Raw genomic sequence first — 17501 nt, 5'->3', positions numbered from 1 at the left:
CATGACACGCATCTTGATCCCGTCCGGCGCGCTGGGGCTGGGCTACGACGCCGAGGCGCTGGACCGCGGCATCGCGGCAGGTCCCGACATCATCGCCATCGATGGCGGCTCGACCGATAGCGGGCCGTCCTACCTTGGCCGGGGCGTGTCGAAATACGCCCGCAGCTCGACCAAGGCCGAATGGAAGGGCCTAGTCGCCGCGCGCGCCCGCGCCGGATGCCCGCTGGTGATCGGCACCGCCGGCACCTGCGGGACCGACAGCATGGTCGACTGGATGGCCGACATCACCCGCGAATGCCTGACGGAACTGGGCCTTTCGGCGCGCATCGCCACGCTGAAATGCGAACAGGCCCCCGCCGCGATGGCCGCCGCGCTGCGCGAGGGCCGCATCACGCCGCTACCCGCCGCGCCCGAGGTCGATGCCGAAGGCGTGGCCGCCTGCAGCCATATCGTGGCGCTGGCCGGGACCGAGCAGATCGCCGCGGCGTTGGAAACCGGGGCCGAGATCGTCATCGCGGGGCGCACCACCGATACCGCGATCATCGCCGCCCTGCCGTTGATGCGGGGCGATCATGCGGGCGCTGCCTGGCACGGGGCGAAGGTGGGCGAATGCGGCGCGCTCTGCGCCACCCACCCGCAAACCGGCGTTCTACAGCTGGATATCGACGCGACCGGCTTCACCGTTGCCCCGCTGGCACCGCAAGCCGCCTGCACGCCGCAGACGGTGGCCGCGCACATGCTTTACGAAAACTCCGACCCCTTCATCCTTTACGAACCCGGCGGCCACCTCGACGTGACCCGCGCAACCTACACCCCCCAGGATTCCCGCACAGTCCGGGTCGAAGGGGCGGAATGGGTGCCCGCGCCGGCCTACATGGTCAAGCTTGAAGGCGCGCGGCGCGCCGGGTTCCAGACGATCCTGCTGACGCTCGTGCGCGATGGCCGCTATGTCGCCAATATCCGCGACTGGTGCGCCCAGATCGAAGAGCGGCACGCCGCCCGCGTCGCCGCGCGGATGGGCCTGAACGCCGGCGACTACCGGCTGGAACTGCGCCTGATCGGCGTCGACGCCACGCTCGGCCCGCTGGAAACCGCCGCCCCCGCGGCGGCCGAGGTGGGCGTGCTCGCCATCGTCACCGCCGCCACGCAAGAGGCCGCGCAGGACATCGCCAAGCTGCTCAACCCGCTGGTCCTGCACCACCCGCTGACGCCGCAAGAGGACCAGCCCACCTTCGCCTTCCCCTTCTCACCGCCCGAGATCGACCGCGGCGCGGCTTGGGAGTTCTGTCTCAACCACGTCCTGCGGCTCGACGACCCGATGTCCGCCTTCCGGCTGGAGGTGCATGATGCCTGAGATCGGCCAGATCGCCGAAAAGGTCCGCTCGAAGAACGCCGGCCCCTTCTGGGTGACGATCGACATCTTCTGCGGCAACGACGCGGCCTTCCGGCGCATCGCCGCAGGGCTGCCGACCGCGACCGTCGCGGCGCTGTTTCACACCACGCCCGACGCCATCAAACGGTTCGACATCGCCGATCTTGCGGTGGTCAAGTTCAGCCTGCCGCGCCCGCAGATCCAAGGCATCGCCGCCGACCGCGACATGCACGGCGCGGGCTGGGGGCCGCTGGTGGCGGAAATCGAGATCGCCTGACCCTTCTTCTGGCCCGAAATACTCCCGCGCGGAGCGCGTCGCCGCAGGCGACCCCTAGCGCAACCGCCGCGCCACGATCGGCGCGCCGAGGATCACGATCACGATCCGCACGACGTGGTGGCTGACGACGAAGGCCACGTCGGCCCCGGCCACGATGGCCAGCACCGCCATTTCCGCCTGCCCGCCCGGCGAGAAGGACAACAGCCCCTCGACCGGCGGCACGACATGCAGCCAGATCGCCACTCCGGCGAAGCCCACGGCGATGACCAGCGTCAGCAGGCTGAAGACCACGCCCGCGCCCACAACGCGGCGCACCTCGCGCGGGGTGATGCCGGTGTATTTTACCCCCACCGTGAAGCCGATGAAGAACTGCGCGGCAGTAATCGCCTCGGCGGGCGGGCGGTGAGAGATGATGCCGCCCAGGCTCAGCGCGGCAGCGGCGATCATCGGGCCAAGGATCGTCGCGCCGAAAAGGCCCACCGCTTGCGCGCCCTGCCAGCCCAGGATCGCCGCCGCGGCCATCAGCGCCAGTTCCACCACCGGGATGTCGGCGGCGGGCAGGCCGGGCGGGCGGCTCATGTCGACGCCGAGGATGTAGGCGAAGACCAGCGGCAGCAGGCTGACGACGATCAGCACCCGCGTCGCGTGGATCAGGCCCAGCGCGCGCATGTCGCCGCCCGCCTCTGCGCCAAAGACCAGCATGTCCTGCAATCCGCCCGGCATCGCGGCGTAATAGCTGGTCGGGTGGTCAAAGCCGAAAACCCGGCGAAAGAGCGGATAGCCCACCGCGCCCACGGCCACGACCAGCAGCGGCATCATCGCAAGGCTGGCGGTCATCTGCGGCAGGCGGTGCACCAGCGCCGGCGTGATCGAGGCGCCCACCGCCACGCCAAGGATCGTGCGCATCACCATGCTCGCGCGCGGCGCGCCCCGCAGCGGCAGACCGGCAAGCGCCGCGACAAGACAGCCCAGCATCGGCCCCAGCAGCCACGGCAACGGAAGATGCGCCACGCGAAACAGCACCACCCCCGTCCCCGACACCGCCAGCGTCATCACCAGCGCCGCCACCTCTGCCCGTCTGCCCTGCATCTTTGCCAGCCTTGTTCCGGCTTGGCGATGCATCGTCAGCCTGACACCAGCCTGACATCGTGCCGTATTTCCACTGGGTTAGCACCACGCACAGTCATTGGCCTGGGCCAACATTGAGAAGGCTCTGCTTCACTTCGACCGCGCCGCCGCTTGACCGACTGGACGGAATTGCGATCATTGTTGGAATTATAGTTCAGGAGAATTGTAATGAAATTGGCGGTAATTTCATTCGTTCTGGTGCTTGCAATAAGCGGCTGTGACAGATCACCTGGCAGCGAATCCGATATTTCATCCTTGAGCACTTCAGAACTGTGGAGAGCCCATGGAGTAGCCCAAGCTAGGAGACTGGCGCTGGTCGAGGCCGAACTTGGCCAGCGCGGGGAGTTTTCCTCCGGCGCCGACTATCTTGGCAAGACCACTGGTGCCGCATTTGGTAGGCAAATCTATTCCAGACAGACGGCGATGACAGATACGAAGAACTGTAGCGATTTCAGTTCTGCGGCCAGCGCCCAACAATACTTCCTTGCACATGGTGGTCCTGCGGAGGATCCAAGTGGTCTCGATCGAGACGGCGATGGATTGGCCTGCGAGTGGGGGACTTCTTTAAGGGCAAACGCAACGCATCATGTCTCAGCGGCGCGGGCGGCAACGACGCATTTCAGCTATGCTAGTAGATGTTACGTCGGGCCTCGCGGGGGCACCTACACCATTACCGCCAGTGGCAGAAAGAACTACGGTGGATGCTAGATGTCGCCAAGACACGCAAAAACAGATGAGCGCTTGGCTTGTTCAAGAATAGGCACACAGACTTCTCTTGAAACATAGGAGTCTTAGCTACCGACTGACTCTTTGAGGGATGGTACCGCCTCCCCGGCTTGAACGGGGGACCTCTGGATCCACAATCCAGCGCTCTAACCAACTGAGCTAAGGCGGCACTGGCAGGGGGATTAGCGCCCGTCGTGCCCGATTGCAAGGCCCGCCCGCAGGCTCCGGCTTGCCAATCGCGTATGCTCCGCGCTAAGGCGGGCGCCAATCGTCACGCCGTCATCACACCGGAGGCTCCGATGGGCATCGACACCGAACGCGATATCGAGGCGAACATCCAGATCGGCCCGACCAGCCTTGGCATGGTCCGAATCTTCATCGAGGGCGGCGGCGTCGAGATCCCGATGGATTTCGATCCCGAGGAGGCCGAGGAAATTGCGGAAGAGATCCGCGCAGCCGCGCAGGCCGCCCGCGCGGTAGCCCCCAAGCGCAAGTGACGCGCTAACGCAGCACCCGGCCAAGAAAGGCCGTCTGCGCCTGCACCGCCTCGTCGAAAAGCGGGCCGGGATACCACAGCAGGCCGAAATGGCCGCCGTCGATCTCGCGGAACTCCTTATCACCCGGGATCGCGTCAAAGACGGCGCGCTGGACGGCGGGGTTGCAGTGCACCATCTCGTCCTCGCGCCCCACCATCATCTGCACCGGCATCGTCAAGTAGGGCGCGGTCAGCGCCGGGTGGAAGGGCACCGGCGTGGCCGGGACCACCCGCGTCGCGCAGTTCTCCCAGCCGGTGCCGAACCGGCCGCCGAACTCGATGAACCAGCGATAGGCCTGGATTGGCGCCAGCAGCGAGGGTGCGTTCAACTGGTCGGCCGAAACCACCGGCAGCGGGCCGGTGGTCTGCGCCGGACCGCCCGAGATGTCGCCGCCCTGAAGGATCGCGCGCATCTGCGCGCGCACCTCGTCGGACGGCGCGACGGGCGGCATCGAGATGCCGCAGGCCGGGATCTGCGCCACGACCGCGGCGATATCGTCGATCAGCGCGGCGGCGACCAGCACCACCATCGCCGAATAACTGTCGCCCCAAAGCGCCACGCGCCCCGCCCCGCGCTCCTCGCGCAGCCAGGCCACCGCGTCGCGATAGCCGCGCGCCTGAAGCCAGGGGTTGATCTCATGCCGCGGCTCGCCGCCCGAGCGGCCGAAATTGCGGTGGTCGTAAAGCAGCACGTCGAACCCCGCGGCATGGATCGCCTCGGCATATCGATCGGTCACCATGGTGATGGTGGCCGAGGTGCCGTGGGTCATCACCACCACGGCGCGCCCGCCGCGCGGGTGTCCATAGAACCGGCCGCGCAAGGCGGCGCCTTCCGAGGGAAAGGAAATGTCTTCGATCATCGGCAATCCCCGTTGTCACGTTGACTGTCCCGAAAAATCCTAGCCGCGAGGGTGCGAAAAGTGAACCGCCTACCAGGCGCGCACAAGGCCCGGATCGCGCGCGGCCTGCGCGCGCAGGGCGGCATGGCGGGCGAATTTCTGCACCAATGCCTTGCGCCGGGCGCCGGCCAGCCGCGCCTCGGGGCCCATACGGACGATCTCGGCGTCGTAGTCGTCGGCCACGATCAGGCCGGTCTCCTCGGGCAGCAGCTCGGTCGGGAAATCGGCGTCGACCGCCCAGAAGAAGCGGTCGCAGAACTCCAGGTAGCCCTGCCACTTGTGGTCGGCCATGAAATCGGCGCGGCCCGACTTGCACTCGATCACCCAGACCTCGCCCTTGGGGCCCAGCGCCATCACGTCGACACGCAGGCCGGTCGCGGGCACCAGTTCCTCGACCGTCACGAAGTCATGGCCCAGTAGATGCCGGCATACGCCGCGGGCCAGCCGCTGGCCGGGTTGCAGAACGGGACTGTCGGCATCGTCGCGCATGGGCAATTTATGAACAATGCGTGAACATCGGTCAAGCGCGCTGCAACAAGATGGCCCTTGCGCGCCCGGGGTCCGCGCCCTACGTCTTGGGGTGGCGGGTTTCTGCCCCTCTCGTGACAAGCGTCCAGATTCCAGTGGCCTTAAGCAAATCCGAGGGAGCTGGCTCTGTTCAGGTCCAGGCCTGATTATCTGGCGCCCACCTGTTCACACAGGTCCTCGGGAACAAGGACGTCCACGGTTGCCGCGGTTCCCGCCACCCGCGCCCCCTGACACGCGTCAGAGCACGCGCGACAACATCAGGAACGACAGCCCCGACGACAGCGCGTTGATGCCCGCCAGCATCCCCAGCGCCCAAAGCGCCGTATTGGGCAGGCCCGCGACAAGCATGATCCCCAGCACGACCGAGGCCAGCGCGCTCAGCCCCAGCCAGATCCAGCCCTGCCGCGGGCGGTGGTTCATCGCCAGCGCGGCTTCGAACCCGCCCTGGAACAGGAACAGGATGCCGACAAGGAAGGTCAGGCCGATCAGCCCGGTCAGCGGGAAGAAAGCAAGGTAGACCCCGATGGCGAGGTTCAGCACGCCCACCGCGCCGCTCCACAAGGCGGAGGGCCAGTCGCGCACCTGGAAGGCGTGCCACAGCACCGTGCCGCCCCAGATCAGGAAGAACCAGCCGATCACGGCCTTGGTGGCGATGCTGGCCACGAAGGGAAACATCAGCGCCAGAAGCCCCAGCACGATCAGCACGATCCCCAGCCAGGAAAACCGGCGGCGATGCTGGCGAATCGCCTGAAGGACCATGTCCTCCAGCTTGTCGGGGTCGGGCGCGCTCATCTCGGCCTCAGCGGCGCAGCTCGCGCGGGTTGGCCGGGGTCACGCGCACCGGTACGGGCTCGGCCAGCATCACGCGGGCGCGGGTGCCGCCACGCGGTTCGTCGTCATCATCCTCGGCCATGCCCATGATGGCGATCCCGAACTGCACGCCTGCAAAGACAAGCCCGTTGAACAGCCAAAGCAGCCCCACCGCCATCACCCCCACGTCGGAGGTCGAGACAAGGTGCCAGAGGTTGGCGACGTTGAACGCCAGAAGCGCCGCGACCATCACCGCTGAAACGGCGAACCCGATGGCGACGTGGCGGATATAGACCCGGATCAGTTGCGGCATGGCCATTGCTCCGTTGATGCTGATGCGCTCAATGTGGGCCATCCGGGGCCGGTTGTGAAGCACTTCCAATGATCAAGACTGCGCAGGAGAGCGTGATGGACTATGAAACGGTCAGCGCCGAAGATTTCGGCCGCGCGCTGCACGGGCTGGGGCTGAACCTGCTGGTGCGCGACGTGCGGCGGCAGGTGGCCTTCCTGTCGGGCGCCTTCGCGATGACCGCCCACCGCGTCAGCCCCGATTTCGCGATCCTGCGCTACGGCACGGCGCTGTTGCAGCTTCATGCCGACGCCACCTACCACGCCCATCCCCTGCCCTCGCTTCTGCCCGAGGCGGGCGCGCGAGGCGCCGGGATAGAGCTGCGCCTGTTCGAGACAGATCCCGACATCGCGGCAGAGCGGGCCGAGGCGCTTGGCGGCACCCTGCTGCAACCGCCCACGAACAAGCCGCACGGCCTGCGCGAATGCGTCATCCTGTGCGAAAACGGCTATGCCTGGGTGCCCAGCCGGCCGATCCCGGCAGGCTAGAACGCTGCCGGCCGCGCCTCGCGCGCCATGTGGTCCAGCACGGCGTTCACGAATTGCGGCTCCTTGCCTTCCGGGAAGAAGGCACGCGCGACATCGACGAACTCGGTGATGACCACGCGCGGCGGGGTTTTTTCGGCCACCAGTTCGGCCCCCGCGGCGCGGAACAGCGCGCGCAAAGTCGGGTCGATCCGGGCGATCGGCCATTTCGCCACAAGCGCGCGGTCGGTCATCTGGTCGATACTGGCCTGGTTGTCCACAGCCCCTTCCATCAGCGCGCGGAAGGTGTCGGGATCGCCCTCCATCATCTCGTCGCCCTCGTAGGTGGCGCCGAAACGGTGGTCTTCGAATTCGCGCATCACGGCGTCCACGCTTTGGCCGGACGCCTCCATCTGGAACAGTGCCTGCACGGCGTAAAGCCGGCTGGCCGCCTTCATCTTGCGCAGCTGGTTGTTGGAAATCGTCATGCCCTGGTCATGCCTTGTCGGAATCCCCGGCGCGCGCCATCAGGATGTCGCGGGTGAATCCGATGCCCTTCTCGGCCCGGCCCCATTTGCGCGACAGCGCGATCAGGTGCAGCGCCGCGGCCGCGGCCCCGCCGCCCTTGTTCTGGCCCGCCACCTCGGCCCGCGCCGCGGCCTGACCGTGGTTTTCCACCGTCAAGATGCCGTTGCCGATGCACAGGCCCTGCAGGCCCAGCAGTTGCAGCGCACGGGAACTGTCGTTGCAGACCGTCTCGTAATGCGTGGTTTCGCCGCGAATGACGCAGCCCAGCGCGACGTAGCCGTCGAAATTGCTCATCCGGCTGGCGATGCCGATGGCGGTGGGCACTTCCAGCGCGCCGGGCACCTCGACAAGGTCCCAGGCGCCGCCCGCCGCCTCGATCTCGGCCTTGGCGCCGGCGATCAGCTGGTCGGCGATGTCCTTGTAATAGGGCGCGACCACGATCAGCAGCTTCACCGGATCGGCAAAGCTGGCCCGTTCCAGCGTGTAATGCGAAGCCCCAGCCATTATCCGATCTCCGATATCTTGCGGGTTCCCACGATTTCGAGGCCGTAAGCCTCGAGGCCCACCACCTTGGGTCTTGGCGAATTCGTCAGCAGGACGATCTGGCTGAGGCCCAGCACCGACAGGATCTGCGCGCCAAGGCCATACTGCCGCAGCGTCTGGGGCGAAACCTCTTCATGCCCGGCGAGTTTCATGTGCAGGTCGCGCAGCAGTACGACGACACCGCGCCCCTCGTCAGCGATCAGCCGCATCGCCTCGCCGAACTCGGCCGCGCGGCCCCGCGGGCCGGTCCCCACCATGTCGAGCAGCGGATCGAAGGCATGCATCCTGACCAGCACCGGCGCGTCGCCCGAGATGTCGCCCTTGATCAGCGCGACATGCTCGGCGCCCTGCGTCTGGTCGGCGAAAACGCGCATCTGCCATTCGCCGCCGAATTCGCTGGTGATGGTCTCGCTCGCCTGCACCTTGACGAGATTGTCGTGCCGACGGCGATAGGCGATCAGGTCGGAAATGGTGCCGATCTTCAGCCCGTGTTTCTGCGCGAAGGCGATCAGGTCGGGCAGACGGGCCATGGTCCCGTCTTCCTTCATGATCTCGCAGATCACGCCAGACGGGTTCAGCCCCGCCAACCGGGCGATGTCGACGGCCGCTTCGGTATGGCCCGCGCGCACCAGAACGCCGCCTTCGCGCGCGCGCAGCGGAAAGACGTGCCCCGGTGTGGCGATGTCGGCCGCACCCTTGGAGGCGTCGATCGCAACCGCCACCGTCAGCGCACGATCATGCGCAGAAATCCCGGTGCTGACCCCCTCGCGCGCCTCGATCGAGGTGGTAAAAGCGGTTTCGTGCCTGCTGGAATTGTTCGATGACATCAGCGGCAGGCCCAGCGCATCAACCCGCGCGCCGGTCAGCGACAGGCAGATCAGCCCGCGCCCATGCATGGCCATGAAGTTAATTGCATCCGGCGTGGCCATCTGCGCGGGGATCACCAGATCGCCCTCGTTCTCGCGGTCCTCGTGATCGACAAGGATGAACATGCGCCCGTTGCGGGCATCGGCAATGATCTCCTCGATCGAGGAAATCGCGTCGCTCCAGTCACGCTCGACCGGTCCGGGTTCTTCAAATGTCGTCATCGCCGCATCCCCGCAACTTCTGGCCGCCAGATAGCCCAGCCGCGCCGCGTTGGAAAGGGCCGAAGGGGCGCTTGACCCGCCGGCGCGCCGCCGCGCAAGTTGACGGGGCAAGGGAAAGGGCCGCCGCATGACCGATACTGCCGAGACACGCGACGGGGCCTGCCACTGCGGCACCGTGCGCTTCCGTGTGACCCTGCCCGCCGGGCTGGGCAGCGCCCGGCGCTGTTCGTGTTCCTATTGCCGGATGCGCGGCGCCATCGCCGTGACCGCGCCGCTGGACGGTCTGCACATCCTGTCGGGGGCCGAGGCGCTGACGCTTTACCAGTTCAACACGGGCACCGCGCGGCACTGGTTCTGCGGCATCTGCGGCATCTATACCCATCACCAGCGCCGGTCGAACCCGGCAGAGCTGGGCGTGAACGTGGCCTGCCTCGCAGGTGTCAGCCCGTTCGATTTCGCCGAGGTCAAGGTGATGGACGGCGTCAACCACCCCTCCGACGGGGCCGGTCCAAGGGTGGCGGGCGTGCTGCGCTACGAGGCCGCGAAATAGGCCGCGCCGGGCAGGAAGCCCGCCGTGCGCCCGGCCTCGGCCCAGTCCCGTTCGAACGCGGTTTCCCCGATCACCAGCCAGCGGTCGGCCGGATGGCCTGTCGCGCGGATCGTGGCGGCGATCCGGTCGCGCATCGTGGCCCAGCTGTCGGTGAAGACCGGCGCGGGTGCGGCGCCGTCGATCTGCGGGTTGCGGGCGACCCGGGCGGGCGACAGCGGCCGATGCACGATCGCCTGCCGCCCCGCGACCAGTAGGCCCAGCCGCGCGGCCCGTTCGGGCGGCAGGGCCTCGTCGCGCAGCAACCCAAGCGCGTTCGACGAGAAGAGAAAGCCGATCAGGTCATGCCCCGTCGCCGCGCGGACGCTGGCATAGGTCCTGTAGGGAAGGCCCAGTTCGGCCGCGCGGCGGACCCGCAGGCGAACCACCTCGATCGGCAGGGTCGGCAGCAGCGCGGCGCGCGCCTGCGTCCAGGCATGACGGCGCCAGCTGAAGCCCGTGTCGTCCGCGGGCCCGCCGTTATGGCCGATGCCGGGGCCGCTTAATCCCATTCCCGCAGCCGGGCCACGTAACGGGCCATCGTGTCGACCTCGAGGTTGACGAAATCGCCCTCCGCGACGCGGCCCCATGTGGTGTGGGTCTTGGTATGGGGGATGAAGTTGATGCCAAACTCGCAGTCATCCACCTCGTTCACGGTCAGCGAGGTGCCATTAAGCGCGACCGACCCTTTGGGCGCGATGAACCGTGCCAGCCGCTGCGGCGCGCGGAACCGCACCCGCGTGCTGTCGCCCTCTGCCTTGACCGACACGACCGCGGCAACACCGTCGACATGGCCCGACACGATGTGACCGCCCAATTCGTCGCCCACCTTCAGCGCCCGTTCTAGGTTCACGTGCCGGCCCGGGTTCCATTCGCCAAGGTTGGTCTTGCTGACCGTTTCGGCCGAGATCTCGACGTCGAACCACGCGCGCGGGCTTTTGCCCAGTGCAATCACCGTCAGGCAGACCCCGTCGCAGGCGATCGAGGCGCCGATGTCGATACCGCCTACGTCATAGGCGGTGCCGATCCGCGCCCGCAGGTCGCCCTTCTGCTCAAGTTCGAGGATCTCGCCAATGTCGGTGATGATGCCGGTGAACATGGCCCGCAGCCCCCTTGTTGTCTCGCCACATGACGTAACCGCTTGGCGCAGGTCAAACAAGCGGTCGCCGGTCATGACGGCGGCTGGCAGCCAACGTCACGTCATGCCTTAATTTCGTCGAACCGACAGGGCATGATCGCCCGACGCCAAAATCAGGACCGCTCCAGACGTGACGACACCTGCGCCCAGACCCGACCAGCGCCGCTTCCTGTTTCTTCAGGGGCCGCACGGGCCGTTCTTCGCGCAACTGGCCAAGATGCTGCGCCGCGCCGATTGCGCGGTCTGGCGCGTGGGCTTCAATGCTGGCGACCGCGCGTTCTGGTTCGGCGGCGAGGGCTACATCCCCTACCGCGGCACGCCAGAGGACTGGCCCGATGCCTGCGCCGGACTGATCGATCAGCACGGCATCACCGACCTTGTGCTTTATGGCGATGTGCGCCCGATCCATGCGCAGGCTGTCGCCCGGGCCAAGGCCCAAGGAGTGCGCGTACACGTCTTCGAAGAGGGCTATATGCGGCCCTATTGGGTCAGTTACGAGCGCGACGGGTCCAACGGGCATTCGCGGCTGATGCGCCTCAGCGTCGCCGACATGCGCAAGGCGCTGGCCCGGTCCGATCTGGAGGTGCCCGAACCCCCCGCGCATTGGGGCGACATGCGCCACCACGTCTTTTACGGCGCGCTTTATCACTGGTTCGTGCTGTTCCGGAATCGCGATTACCGCGCCTTCCGCCCGCACCGCGACCTGCCGCTGACGACCGAAACCCTGCTTTACACCCGGCGCCTGCTGCTGATGCCGTTCATCGCGATGGACCGGATGATCGCCAACGCGCGGATCAAGTATGGCGGCTTTCCATATCATCTGGTGCTGCTGCAGCTTGAACATGACAGCAATTTCCTTGCCCATTCGCCATTTGCGACGATGGCCGATTTTCTCGAGGTTGTGATTGCCGGTTTTGCCGAGGGCGCACCGGGGCACCACCACCTTGTCTTCAAGGCGCATCCGCTGGAAAACGGCCGCACGCCAACAGCGCAGGTGATCGACACCATCGCACGCCGGCACGGAGTGGAAGGGCGGATGCACTATGTCCGCGGCGGCAAGTTGGCCCGGCTGATGGACCACGCGCGCACCGCCGTCACCGTCAATTCCACCGCCGGGCAACAGGCGCTGTGGCGCGCCTTGCCGCTGAAAGTTTTCGGCGAGGCCGTTTATGCCAAGCCGGAATTCGTTTCGGATCAACCGCTTGCAGACTTCTTCGCCCAGCCGATGCGCCCCGACAGTCGCGCCTATCGCGACTTCCGCCGCTTTCTTCTGGAAACCAGCCAGGTGCCCGGCGGCTACTATTCGGCCCGCGGGCGGCGGCAATTGCTGCGACAGGTCGTCGACATGATGCTGGCCGAGGAAGACCCTTATGCCGCACTGATTGCGGGTCACGCCCCGCCAAGGCAGCCCTTGCGCATCGTCAAGTGACAGCCACAAAACCTAGGGCGCACTCTTGGCTGACGCGGCCCAGCGGCAACACTGGCCGCCGCCCGGCCCGGAAGGTTGCGCATAAGATCTAGCTTTTCATCACGGATTCCGATAGTTTACCTGAAAAAATACCAAGAAGAATACCGAGGCAGAACAAAACAGGTCGAGGAGACCGAGCAGTGAACTCCATCACCGGGCGTCCGTCGCGGCGCATCTTCCTTTTGGGCAGCGCCTCGCTGCTGGCATCTTGCGGCCTGCCGCGTTCGGGCCCCAACAAGCGCGAGATCTTCTCGGGTTCAGTCCTGCGAGAAGGCGACGCCTATGTCCTGACCGTCGATGACAGGGTCAACCGCATCGCCTCGCTGACACCGGCGCTGGGGTTTTCGGCCAGCTTCGAAAATGCGGGCGTTCTGGGATCAGACACGATCTCGCCCGGTGACAAGCTGGGGCTGACGATCTTCGAGAATGTCGATACCGGCCTGCTGGCCCCGACCGGCGCCAAGGCCTCGCAATTGACCGATATCGAGGTCGACGGCAACGGCAACATCTTCGTGCCCTATGCCGGCACGATCCATGCGGCAGGCAATTCGCCCACCACAGTGCAGCGCCTGATCACCGAGAAACTGCAGGATCAGACACCCTCACCTCAAGTCATGGTGCGTCGGGTACCCGGCGACGGCTCGACCGTGTCGATCGTCGGCGCGGTGGGTGGACAGGGGGTCTACCCGATCGAGCGGCCGACCCGCACCCTCTCGGCGATGATCGCCAAGGCAGGCGGCGTGACCGTCAAGCCCGAGATCGCCCAGATCACCCTGATCCGCGGCAACAAATCGGGCTCGATCTGGTTCGAGGATCTTTACAATCATCCCGGCAACGATATCGCGCTGAGAAACGGCGACCGCATCGTCGTGCAGCAGGATACCCGCAGCTTTACCGCGCTTGGCGCGACCGGCAGCCAGAGCCGCGTCAGTTTCCAAAGCCAGACGATCTCGGCGATCGAAGCGATCGCGCAGGTTGGTGGATTGACGGCCAATTCCGCCGACCCGACGGGCGTCTTCGTGTTCCGCAACGAACCCGAAGAGATCGCCCGGCAGCTGGTGGGCGATAACAGCCTGCAAGGTGCGCAAAGGGTGATCTACGTCCTCGACCTGACGAAACCCAATGGCATGTTCATGGCGCGCGACTTCTCTATTCGCGACAAGGACACCGTCTATGTCACCGAGGCGCCCTTCACCCAGTTCAACAAGACCATCGCGGCAATTACCGGCACGCTCAACAGCGGCCGTGTCGTGGCCAATGCGGCGACCGCCGCCGGCCTCTAGGTGGGCCCTCCGGGACCGGAGGGGGCAAAGGCTGCGACCGGCCCCGGTTCGCAACGGCTATATGTCTATAACGGCGGGTTCCTGACGCAGGGACGGGTGCGCCGCATCCTCGAACTGGCAGGCTATGACATCCGGCTAGGCAAGCCCGGCGCGGGCGACCTTGTCGGCGTCTGGGGCCAAAGCCCGACCAGCCCGCGGGGCGAGGCCGTGGCGGAGTGGACCGACAGCCCGCTTCTGCGGGTCGAGGATGCGTTCCTGCGCTCGGTCCTGCCGGGACGCGAGGGCGCGCCGCCGCTGGGCCTGACGCTGGACCGGCGCGGCGTGCATTTCGACCCCGCCACGGTCAGCGATCTTGAAACCCTGTTGTCCGAGGAACCGCTGGACGATACCGCGCTGCTTGACCGGGCGCGCGCGGGCATCGCCCGAATGAAGGCCGGACATCTCAGCAAGTATTCCGGCTGCGAACCCGCCCTGCCGGTGCCGGAGCCTGGCTATGTCCTGCTGATCGACCAGACCCGCGGCGATGCCTCGGTCAGGGCCAGCAGGGCCACCCCCGACACCTTCCGCGAGATGCTGTTCCTCGCGCAGGAGGAAAACCCCGGCGCGCGGATCCTCATCAAGTCGCACCCGGAAACCGCAGCCGGCCACCGCCCCGGCTACTTCGGCCCTGCCGACGCGACCGACCGCATCACCCTGATCGACGCGCCAGTCTCGCCCTGGGCGCTGCTGGAGGGGGCGGTGGCCGTCTATACCGTGTCGTCCCAGATGGGGTTCGAGGCCATCCTGTCGGGCCATCGCCCGGTGGTGCTGGGCCAGCCCTTCTACATCGGCTGGGGTCTGTCGGACGACCGCACACCTCTGGACCGCCGGCAACGGCGGCTGACCCGGCCCCAGCTTTTCGCCGCGGCGATGATCCTTTACCCGACATGGTACGATGTCTTCCGGGACAGGCTGTGCAGCTTCGAAGAGGCGCTGACCCAGTTCGAGGCCGAAACCCGCGCCTGGCGCGAGGACCGGGCGGGCTGGGTCGCGACAGGGATGCGGCTGTGGAAACGCGCGCCGTTGCAGCGCGTCTTCGGACAAGCCCAACGCGTGATTTTCGATGATCGCGCGCCAGTGGCGCGTGCGGGCGCGACCGGGCGGCGCCTGATGGTCTGGGCGGGCAAGACCACGAAGGCACTTGACGCCGCGGGCGCGGTGCATGTCGAGGATGGACTGATCCGCTCGCGCGGGCTGGGGGCCGATCTGATCGCCCCGCTGTCGCTGGTGCTGGACGACCTCGGCATCTACTACGACCCGACCCGCGAAAGCCGGCTGGAGCGTCTGATCGCCGCCGCCGAGGCCCTGCCGCAGGACGCGCGTGCGCGGGCCGAGGCGCTGGTGCGGCGCATCCTGCGCGACCACCTGACCAAGTACAATCTTGGCGGCGCAGCCCTACCGCAGGGCCTGCCCGCCGGGCGGCGCATCCTCGTGCCTGGTCAGGTAGAGGACGACGCCTCGATCCGCCTTGGCGCGGACGAAGTGCGGACCAACCGCGCGCTGCTGGAGGCAACCCGCAAGGCCAACCCCGCGGCGGTGATCCTTTACAAGCCCCACCCCGATGTCGAAGCCGGGCTGCGCCCCGGCGCGGTGCCTGATGCCGCCGCCTTTGCCGACGCGGTGCTGGAACGCACCGACCCGGTCGCGGCGCTGGAGGCCGTCAGCGAGGTCTGGACGATCACCTCGACGCTGGGCTTCGAAGCGCTTTTGCGCGGCAAGCGGGTGGTTTGCCTCGGCACGCCGTTCTATGCGGGCTGGGGCCTGGCCGAGGACCGCGCCGCGCCCCTGCCCCGGCGCGTCGCCCGGCCCGACATCGTGGCGCTGGCCCATGCCGTGCTGATTGCCTATCCGCGCTATCACGACCCGGTCACTGGTCGCGCCTGCCCGCCAGAGGTCGTACTGGACCGGCTGGCCATGGGCGACATTCCCGCGCCGGGCCGGTTCAATCGCGCGCTTGCCAAGCTGCAGGGCGCCTTCGCCTCGATGCCCTGGCTCTGGCGTTAGGTCGGAGGCTTGCCGGCGGCGGTGGCGGGGGGCTGTCTGCCCCCCGGGCCTCCCGTGCCGGGCGGCCTCCCCCCGAGAGTATTTGGGGCCAGAAGAAGGGGTTAGCCGCGGCGCCAGAGGGTCAGCGCGTCGGGACCGAGGGCGCGCGCCTCGGCCAGCTGGAAGCATGGCGCATCCGCCAGACGGTCGAGGCCCATCGCGGCAAGCGCGGGCGTACCCTCGGCCCCGATGGCGAGGCCCGCGGTGAAAAGCGCGATCTCGTCGACGAGATCGCCTGCCAGAAGCGAAGCGGCGATGCCGCCGCCCCCCTCGCAGAAGACGCGCGTCAGGCCCTGCCCCGCCAGCGCGGCCAGCACCGCGGCGAGCGAGAGCTGCCGCCCCTCGGCCGGCACTTCGAGGCAGCGGGCGCCGCGCGCCTGCCATGCAGGCACCCGCGACGCCGCCTCGGGGCCGTGACAGAGCCAGAGCGGCACGTCGTGCGCCGAGACGGCAAGCTGGCCCGCCTCGGGCAGGTCGAGCCGGCGCGAGATCACCACGCGGACCGGCTGGCGCTCGATGCCGAGATCGCGCACGGTGAGCATCGGGTCATCGGCCCGCGCCGTGCCGCCGCCCACCAGCACCGCGTCATGGCGCGCGCGCATCGCGTGGACCGCGCGGCGGGCGGCGGGCCCGGTGATCCAGCGGCTTTCGCCAGTCGCTGTGGCGATGCGGCCGTCGAGGGTGGCGGCCAGCTTCAGCGTCACGAAGGGCCGCCCGGCGGTGACGCGGGCGAGAAACCCGGCCTGATCGGCGCGCGCCTGCGCCTCCATCACGCCGGTTTCCACCGCGATGCCCGCCGCGCGCAGGATGGCCATGCCCCGGCCGGCCACCCGCGGATCGGGATCGCCCGTGGCCACCACGACCCGCGCCACGCCTGCCGCGACCAACGCCTCTGCGCAGGGCGGCGTCTGGCCGTGATGCGAACAGGGTTCGAGCGTGACATAGGCGGTGGCGCCCCGCGCTGCCGCGCCTGCCTGTTCCAACGCGCGCACCTCGGCATGGGGGCGGCCGCCATCGGCTGTCCAGCCACGGCCGATGATGCGCCCGTCCCGCACGATGACGCAGCCCACCGCCGGATTGGGCCAGACCCGGCCCATGCCACGCCGGCCAAGGGCCAGCGCCAGCGCCATGAAGCGGGCGTCTTGCGCGGCGCTCACGTGTCGGATTTGCCGGTCGGCCGCAGTTCGTTGACGAACTTGTCGAAGTCGTCGGCCGCCTGGAAGTTCTTGTAGACGCTGGCGAAACGCACATAGGCGACGGTATCGATCCGCGCGAGGCTTTCCATCACGATCTCGCCGATCACCTTGGAGGGGATATCGGTTTCGCCCAGGGATTCCAGCCGGCGCACGATGCCCGAGACCATCTGGTCGATCCGCTCGGGGTCGACCGGGCGTTTCTGCAACGAGATGCGGACCGAGCGTTCCAGCTTGTCGCGGTCAAACTCTTCGCGGCGGCCCGAGGTCTTGATCACTACGAGGTCGCGCAGCTGCACCCGCTCGTAGGTGGTAAACCGCCCGCCGCAGGCCGGGCAGAAGCGCCGCCGGCGGATCGCCACATGGTCTTCGGCCGGGCGCGAATCCTTGACCTGGGTATCGACGTTTCCGCAAAACGGGCAACGCATGTCTATCCCTCAACTCTGCCTTTGGGTGTTCTTCCCCAGTTTTCCACAGGTACTATAGGCACCTTGCCAGAAGTTG

General features: G+C 67.5%; 21 protein-coding genes and 1 tRNA gene. 9 read left to right on the top strand and 13 right to left on the bottom strand.

Annotated elements, in window-relative coordinates; translation table 11 throughout:
- The first annotated feature begins 1 nt into the window (after position 1).
- Positions 2-1354 (top strand): acyclic terpene utilization AtuA family protein, encoded by a 1353-nt coding sequence (locus GC146_RS02820; RefSeq protein WP_291834072.1) that lies wholly within the window; start codon positions 2-4, stop codon positions 1352-1354.
- Positions 1344-1649, top strand: coding sequence for a DUF4387 family protein (locus GC146_RS02815; RefSeq protein WP_291834069.1), 306 nt, complete (start codon positions 1344-1346; stop codon positions 1647-1649). Before GC146_RS02820 ends, GC146_RS02815 begins: the two co-directional genes overlap by 11 nt.
- Before the next feature lie 54 nt (positions 1650-1703).
- Here GC146_RS02815 and GC146_RS02810 read toward each other — a convergent pair whose 3' ends face one another.
- On the bottom strand, positions 1704-2738 hold the full coding sequence (locus tag GC146_RS02810) for an AbrB family transcriptional regulator (RefSeq protein WP_291834066.1): 1035 nt from the start codon (positions 2736-2738) through the stop codon (positions 1704-1706).
- Between the two features lie 207 nt (positions 2739-2945).
- Between GC146_RS02810 and GC146_RS17710 the strand changes: the two genes are divergently transcribed.
- Positions 2946-3485, top strand: coding sequence for an excalibur calcium-binding domain-containing protein (locus GC146_RS17710; RefSeq protein ID WP_363240954.1), 540 nt, complete (start codon positions 2946-2948; stop codon positions 3483-3485).
- 110 nt (positions 3486-3595) lie between these two features.
- Here GC146_RS17710 and GC146_RS02805 read toward each other — a convergent pair.
- A tRNA-His gene (locus GC146_RS02805) sits at positions 3596-3672 on the bottom strand.
- A 130-nt stretch (positions 3673-3802) separates the two neighbouring features.
- Between GC146_RS02805 and GC146_RS02800 the strand changes: the two genes are divergently transcribed.
- On the top strand, positions 3803-4000 hold the full coding sequence (locus GC146_RS02800) for a DUF6324 family protein (protein ID WP_291834064.1): 198 nt from the start codon (positions 3803-3805) through the stop codon (positions 3998-4000).
- Between the two features lie 4 nt (positions 4001-4004).
- Here GC146_RS02800 and GC146_RS02795 read toward each other — a convergent pair whose 3' ends face one another.
- The 4 genes from GC146_RS02795 to GC146_RS02780 all read right to left on the bottom strand — a co-directional run bounded on the left by GC146_RS02795 (position 4005) and on the right by GC146_RS02780 (position 6588).
- Positions 4005-4898, bottom strand: coding sequence for an alpha/beta fold hydrolase (locus GC146_RS02795; protein WP_291834061.1), 894 nt, complete (start codon positions 4896-4898; stop codon positions 4005-4007).
- 69 nt (positions 4899-4967) lie between these two features.
- A complete protein-coding gene (locus GC146_RS02790; protein WP_291834057.1) occupies positions 4968-5426 on the bottom strand; it encodes an MmcB family DNA repair protein in 459 nt (152 codons plus the stop codon).
- Between the two features lie 276 nt (positions 5427-5702).
- The gene (locus GC146_RS02785; RefSeq protein ID WP_291834055.1) at positions 5703-6257 is read right to left on the bottom strand and encodes an HdeD family acid-resistance protein; all 555 of its coding nucleotides are present in this window, start codon (positions 6255-6257) and stop codon (positions 5703-5705) included.
- A gap of 7 nt (positions 6258-6264) precedes the next feature.
- Positions 6265-6588, bottom strand: a complete 324-nt coding sequence (locus tag GC146_RS02780) for a hypothetical protein (protein WP_291835720.1) — start codon at positions 6586-6588, stop codon at positions 6265-6267.
- A gap of 95 nt (positions 6589-6683) precedes the next feature.
- On the opposite strand from GC146_RS02780, the gene GC146_RS02775 reads away from it, so the two are divergent.
- Positions 6684-7112 (top strand): glyoxalase, encoded by a 429-nt coding sequence (locus GC146_RS02775; RefSeq protein ID WP_291835717.1) that lies wholly within the window; start codon positions 6684-6686, stop codon positions 7110-7112.
- Here the strand turns inward: GC146_RS02775 and nusB are convergent.
- Genes nusB through ribB form a run of 3 tightly spaced genes read right to left on the bottom strand, consistent with a single transcriptional unit; the run spans position 7109 to position 9247 of the window.
- A complete protein-coding gene (gene nusB, locus GC146_RS02770; RefSeq protein WP_291834052.1) occupies positions 7109-7576 on the bottom strand; it encodes a transcription antitermination factor NusB in 468 nt (155 codons plus the stop codon). The genes GC146_RS02775 and nusB overlap by 4 nt on opposite strands.
- Positions 7577-7583: 7 nt before the next feature.
- Positions 7584-8120: a 6,7-dimethyl-8-ribityllumazine synthase gene (locus GC146_RS02765; protein ID WP_291834049.1), complete on the bottom strand. Its 537-nt coding sequence runs from the start codon at positions 8118-8120 to the stop codon at positions 7584-7586.
- Positions 8120-9247, bottom strand: a complete 1128-nt coding sequence (gene ribB / locus GC146_RS02760; RefSeq protein ID WP_291834047.1) for a 3,4-dihydroxy-2-butanone-4-phosphate synthase — start codon at positions 9245-9247, stop codon at positions 8120-8122. Before ribB ends, GC146_RS02765 begins: the two co-directional genes overlap by 1 nt.
- 127 nt (positions 9248-9374) lie before the next feature.
- Here ribB and GC146_RS02755 point away from each other — a divergent pair, with 127 nt between their 5' ends.
- The gene (locus GC146_RS02755; RefSeq protein WP_291834045.1) at positions 9375-9797 is read left to right on the top strand and encodes a GFA family protein; all 423 of its coding nucleotides are present in this window, start codon (positions 9375-9377) and stop codon (positions 9795-9797) included.
- Here GC146_RS02755 and GC146_RS02750 read toward each other — a convergent pair.
- Both GC146_RS02750 and GC146_RS02745 read right to left on the bottom strand, forming a co-directional pair.
- Positions 9779-10345: a hypothetical protein gene (locus GC146_RS02750; protein ID WP_291834043.1), complete on the bottom strand. Its 567-nt coding sequence runs from the start codon at positions 10343-10345 to the stop codon at positions 9779-9781. The two genes, GC146_RS02755 and GC146_RS02750, sit on opposite strands and share 19 nt — an antisense overlap.
- Positions 10336-10932: a riboflavin synthase gene (locus GC146_RS02745; RefSeq protein ID WP_291834040.1), complete on the bottom strand. Its 597-nt coding sequence runs from the start codon at positions 10930-10932 to the stop codon at positions 10336-10338. The genes GC146_RS02750 and GC146_RS02745 overlap by 10 nt, the downstream gene beginning before the upstream one ends.
- A 169-nt stretch (positions 10933-11101) precedes the next feature.
- On the opposite strand from GC146_RS02745, the gene GC146_RS02740 reads away from it, so the two are divergent.
- From GC146_RS02740 to GC146_RS02730, 3 genes are all read left to right on the top strand, one after another.
- Positions 11102-12400: a capsule biosynthesis protein CapA gene (locus tag GC146_RS02740; protein ID WP_291834037.1), complete on the top strand. Its 1299-nt coding sequence runs from the start codon at positions 11102-11104 to the stop codon at positions 12398-12400.
- 179 nt (positions 12401-12579) lie between these two features.
- A complete protein-coding gene (locus GC146_RS02735; protein ID WP_291834034.1) occupies positions 12580-13722 on the top strand; it encodes a polysaccharide biosynthesis/export family protein in 1143 nt (380 codons plus the stop codon).
- Complete coding sequence (locus GC146_RS02730) at positions 13723-15765, top strand: capsular polysaccharide biosynthesis protein (RefSeq protein WP_291834031.1); 2043 nt, start codon at positions 13723-13725, stop codon at positions 15763-15765. It abuts the gene before it with no gap.
- A gap of 101 nt (positions 15766-15866) precedes the next feature.
- Here GC146_RS02730 and ribD read toward each other — a convergent pair whose 3' ends face one another.
- Positions 15867-16961 (bottom strand): bifunctional diaminohydroxyphosphoribosylaminopyrimidine deaminase/5-amino-6-(5-phosphoribosylamino)uracil reductase RibD, encoded by a 1095-nt coding sequence (gene ribD, locus GC146_RS02725; protein WP_291834029.1) that lies wholly within the window; start codon positions 16959-16961, stop codon positions 15867-15869.
- Positions 16958-17425 (bottom strand): transcriptional regulator NrdR, encoded by a 468-nt coding sequence (nrdR, locus tag GC146_RS02720; protein ID WP_291834026.1) that lies wholly within the window; start codon positions 17423-17425, stop codon positions 16958-16960. Before nrdR ends, ribD begins: the two co-directional genes overlap by 4 nt.
- Positions 17426-17501 lie beyond the last annotated feature (76 nt).

Origin of the sequence: Limimaricola sp. (assembly GCF_016125575.1) — a bacterium.
GTDB lineage: Bacteria > Pseudomonadota > Alphaproteobacteria > Rhodobacterales > Rhodobacteraceae > WGLM01.
Note: the sequence above shows the minus strand (reverse complement) of the source record. Positions and strands in the feature narration are given on the sequence as shown.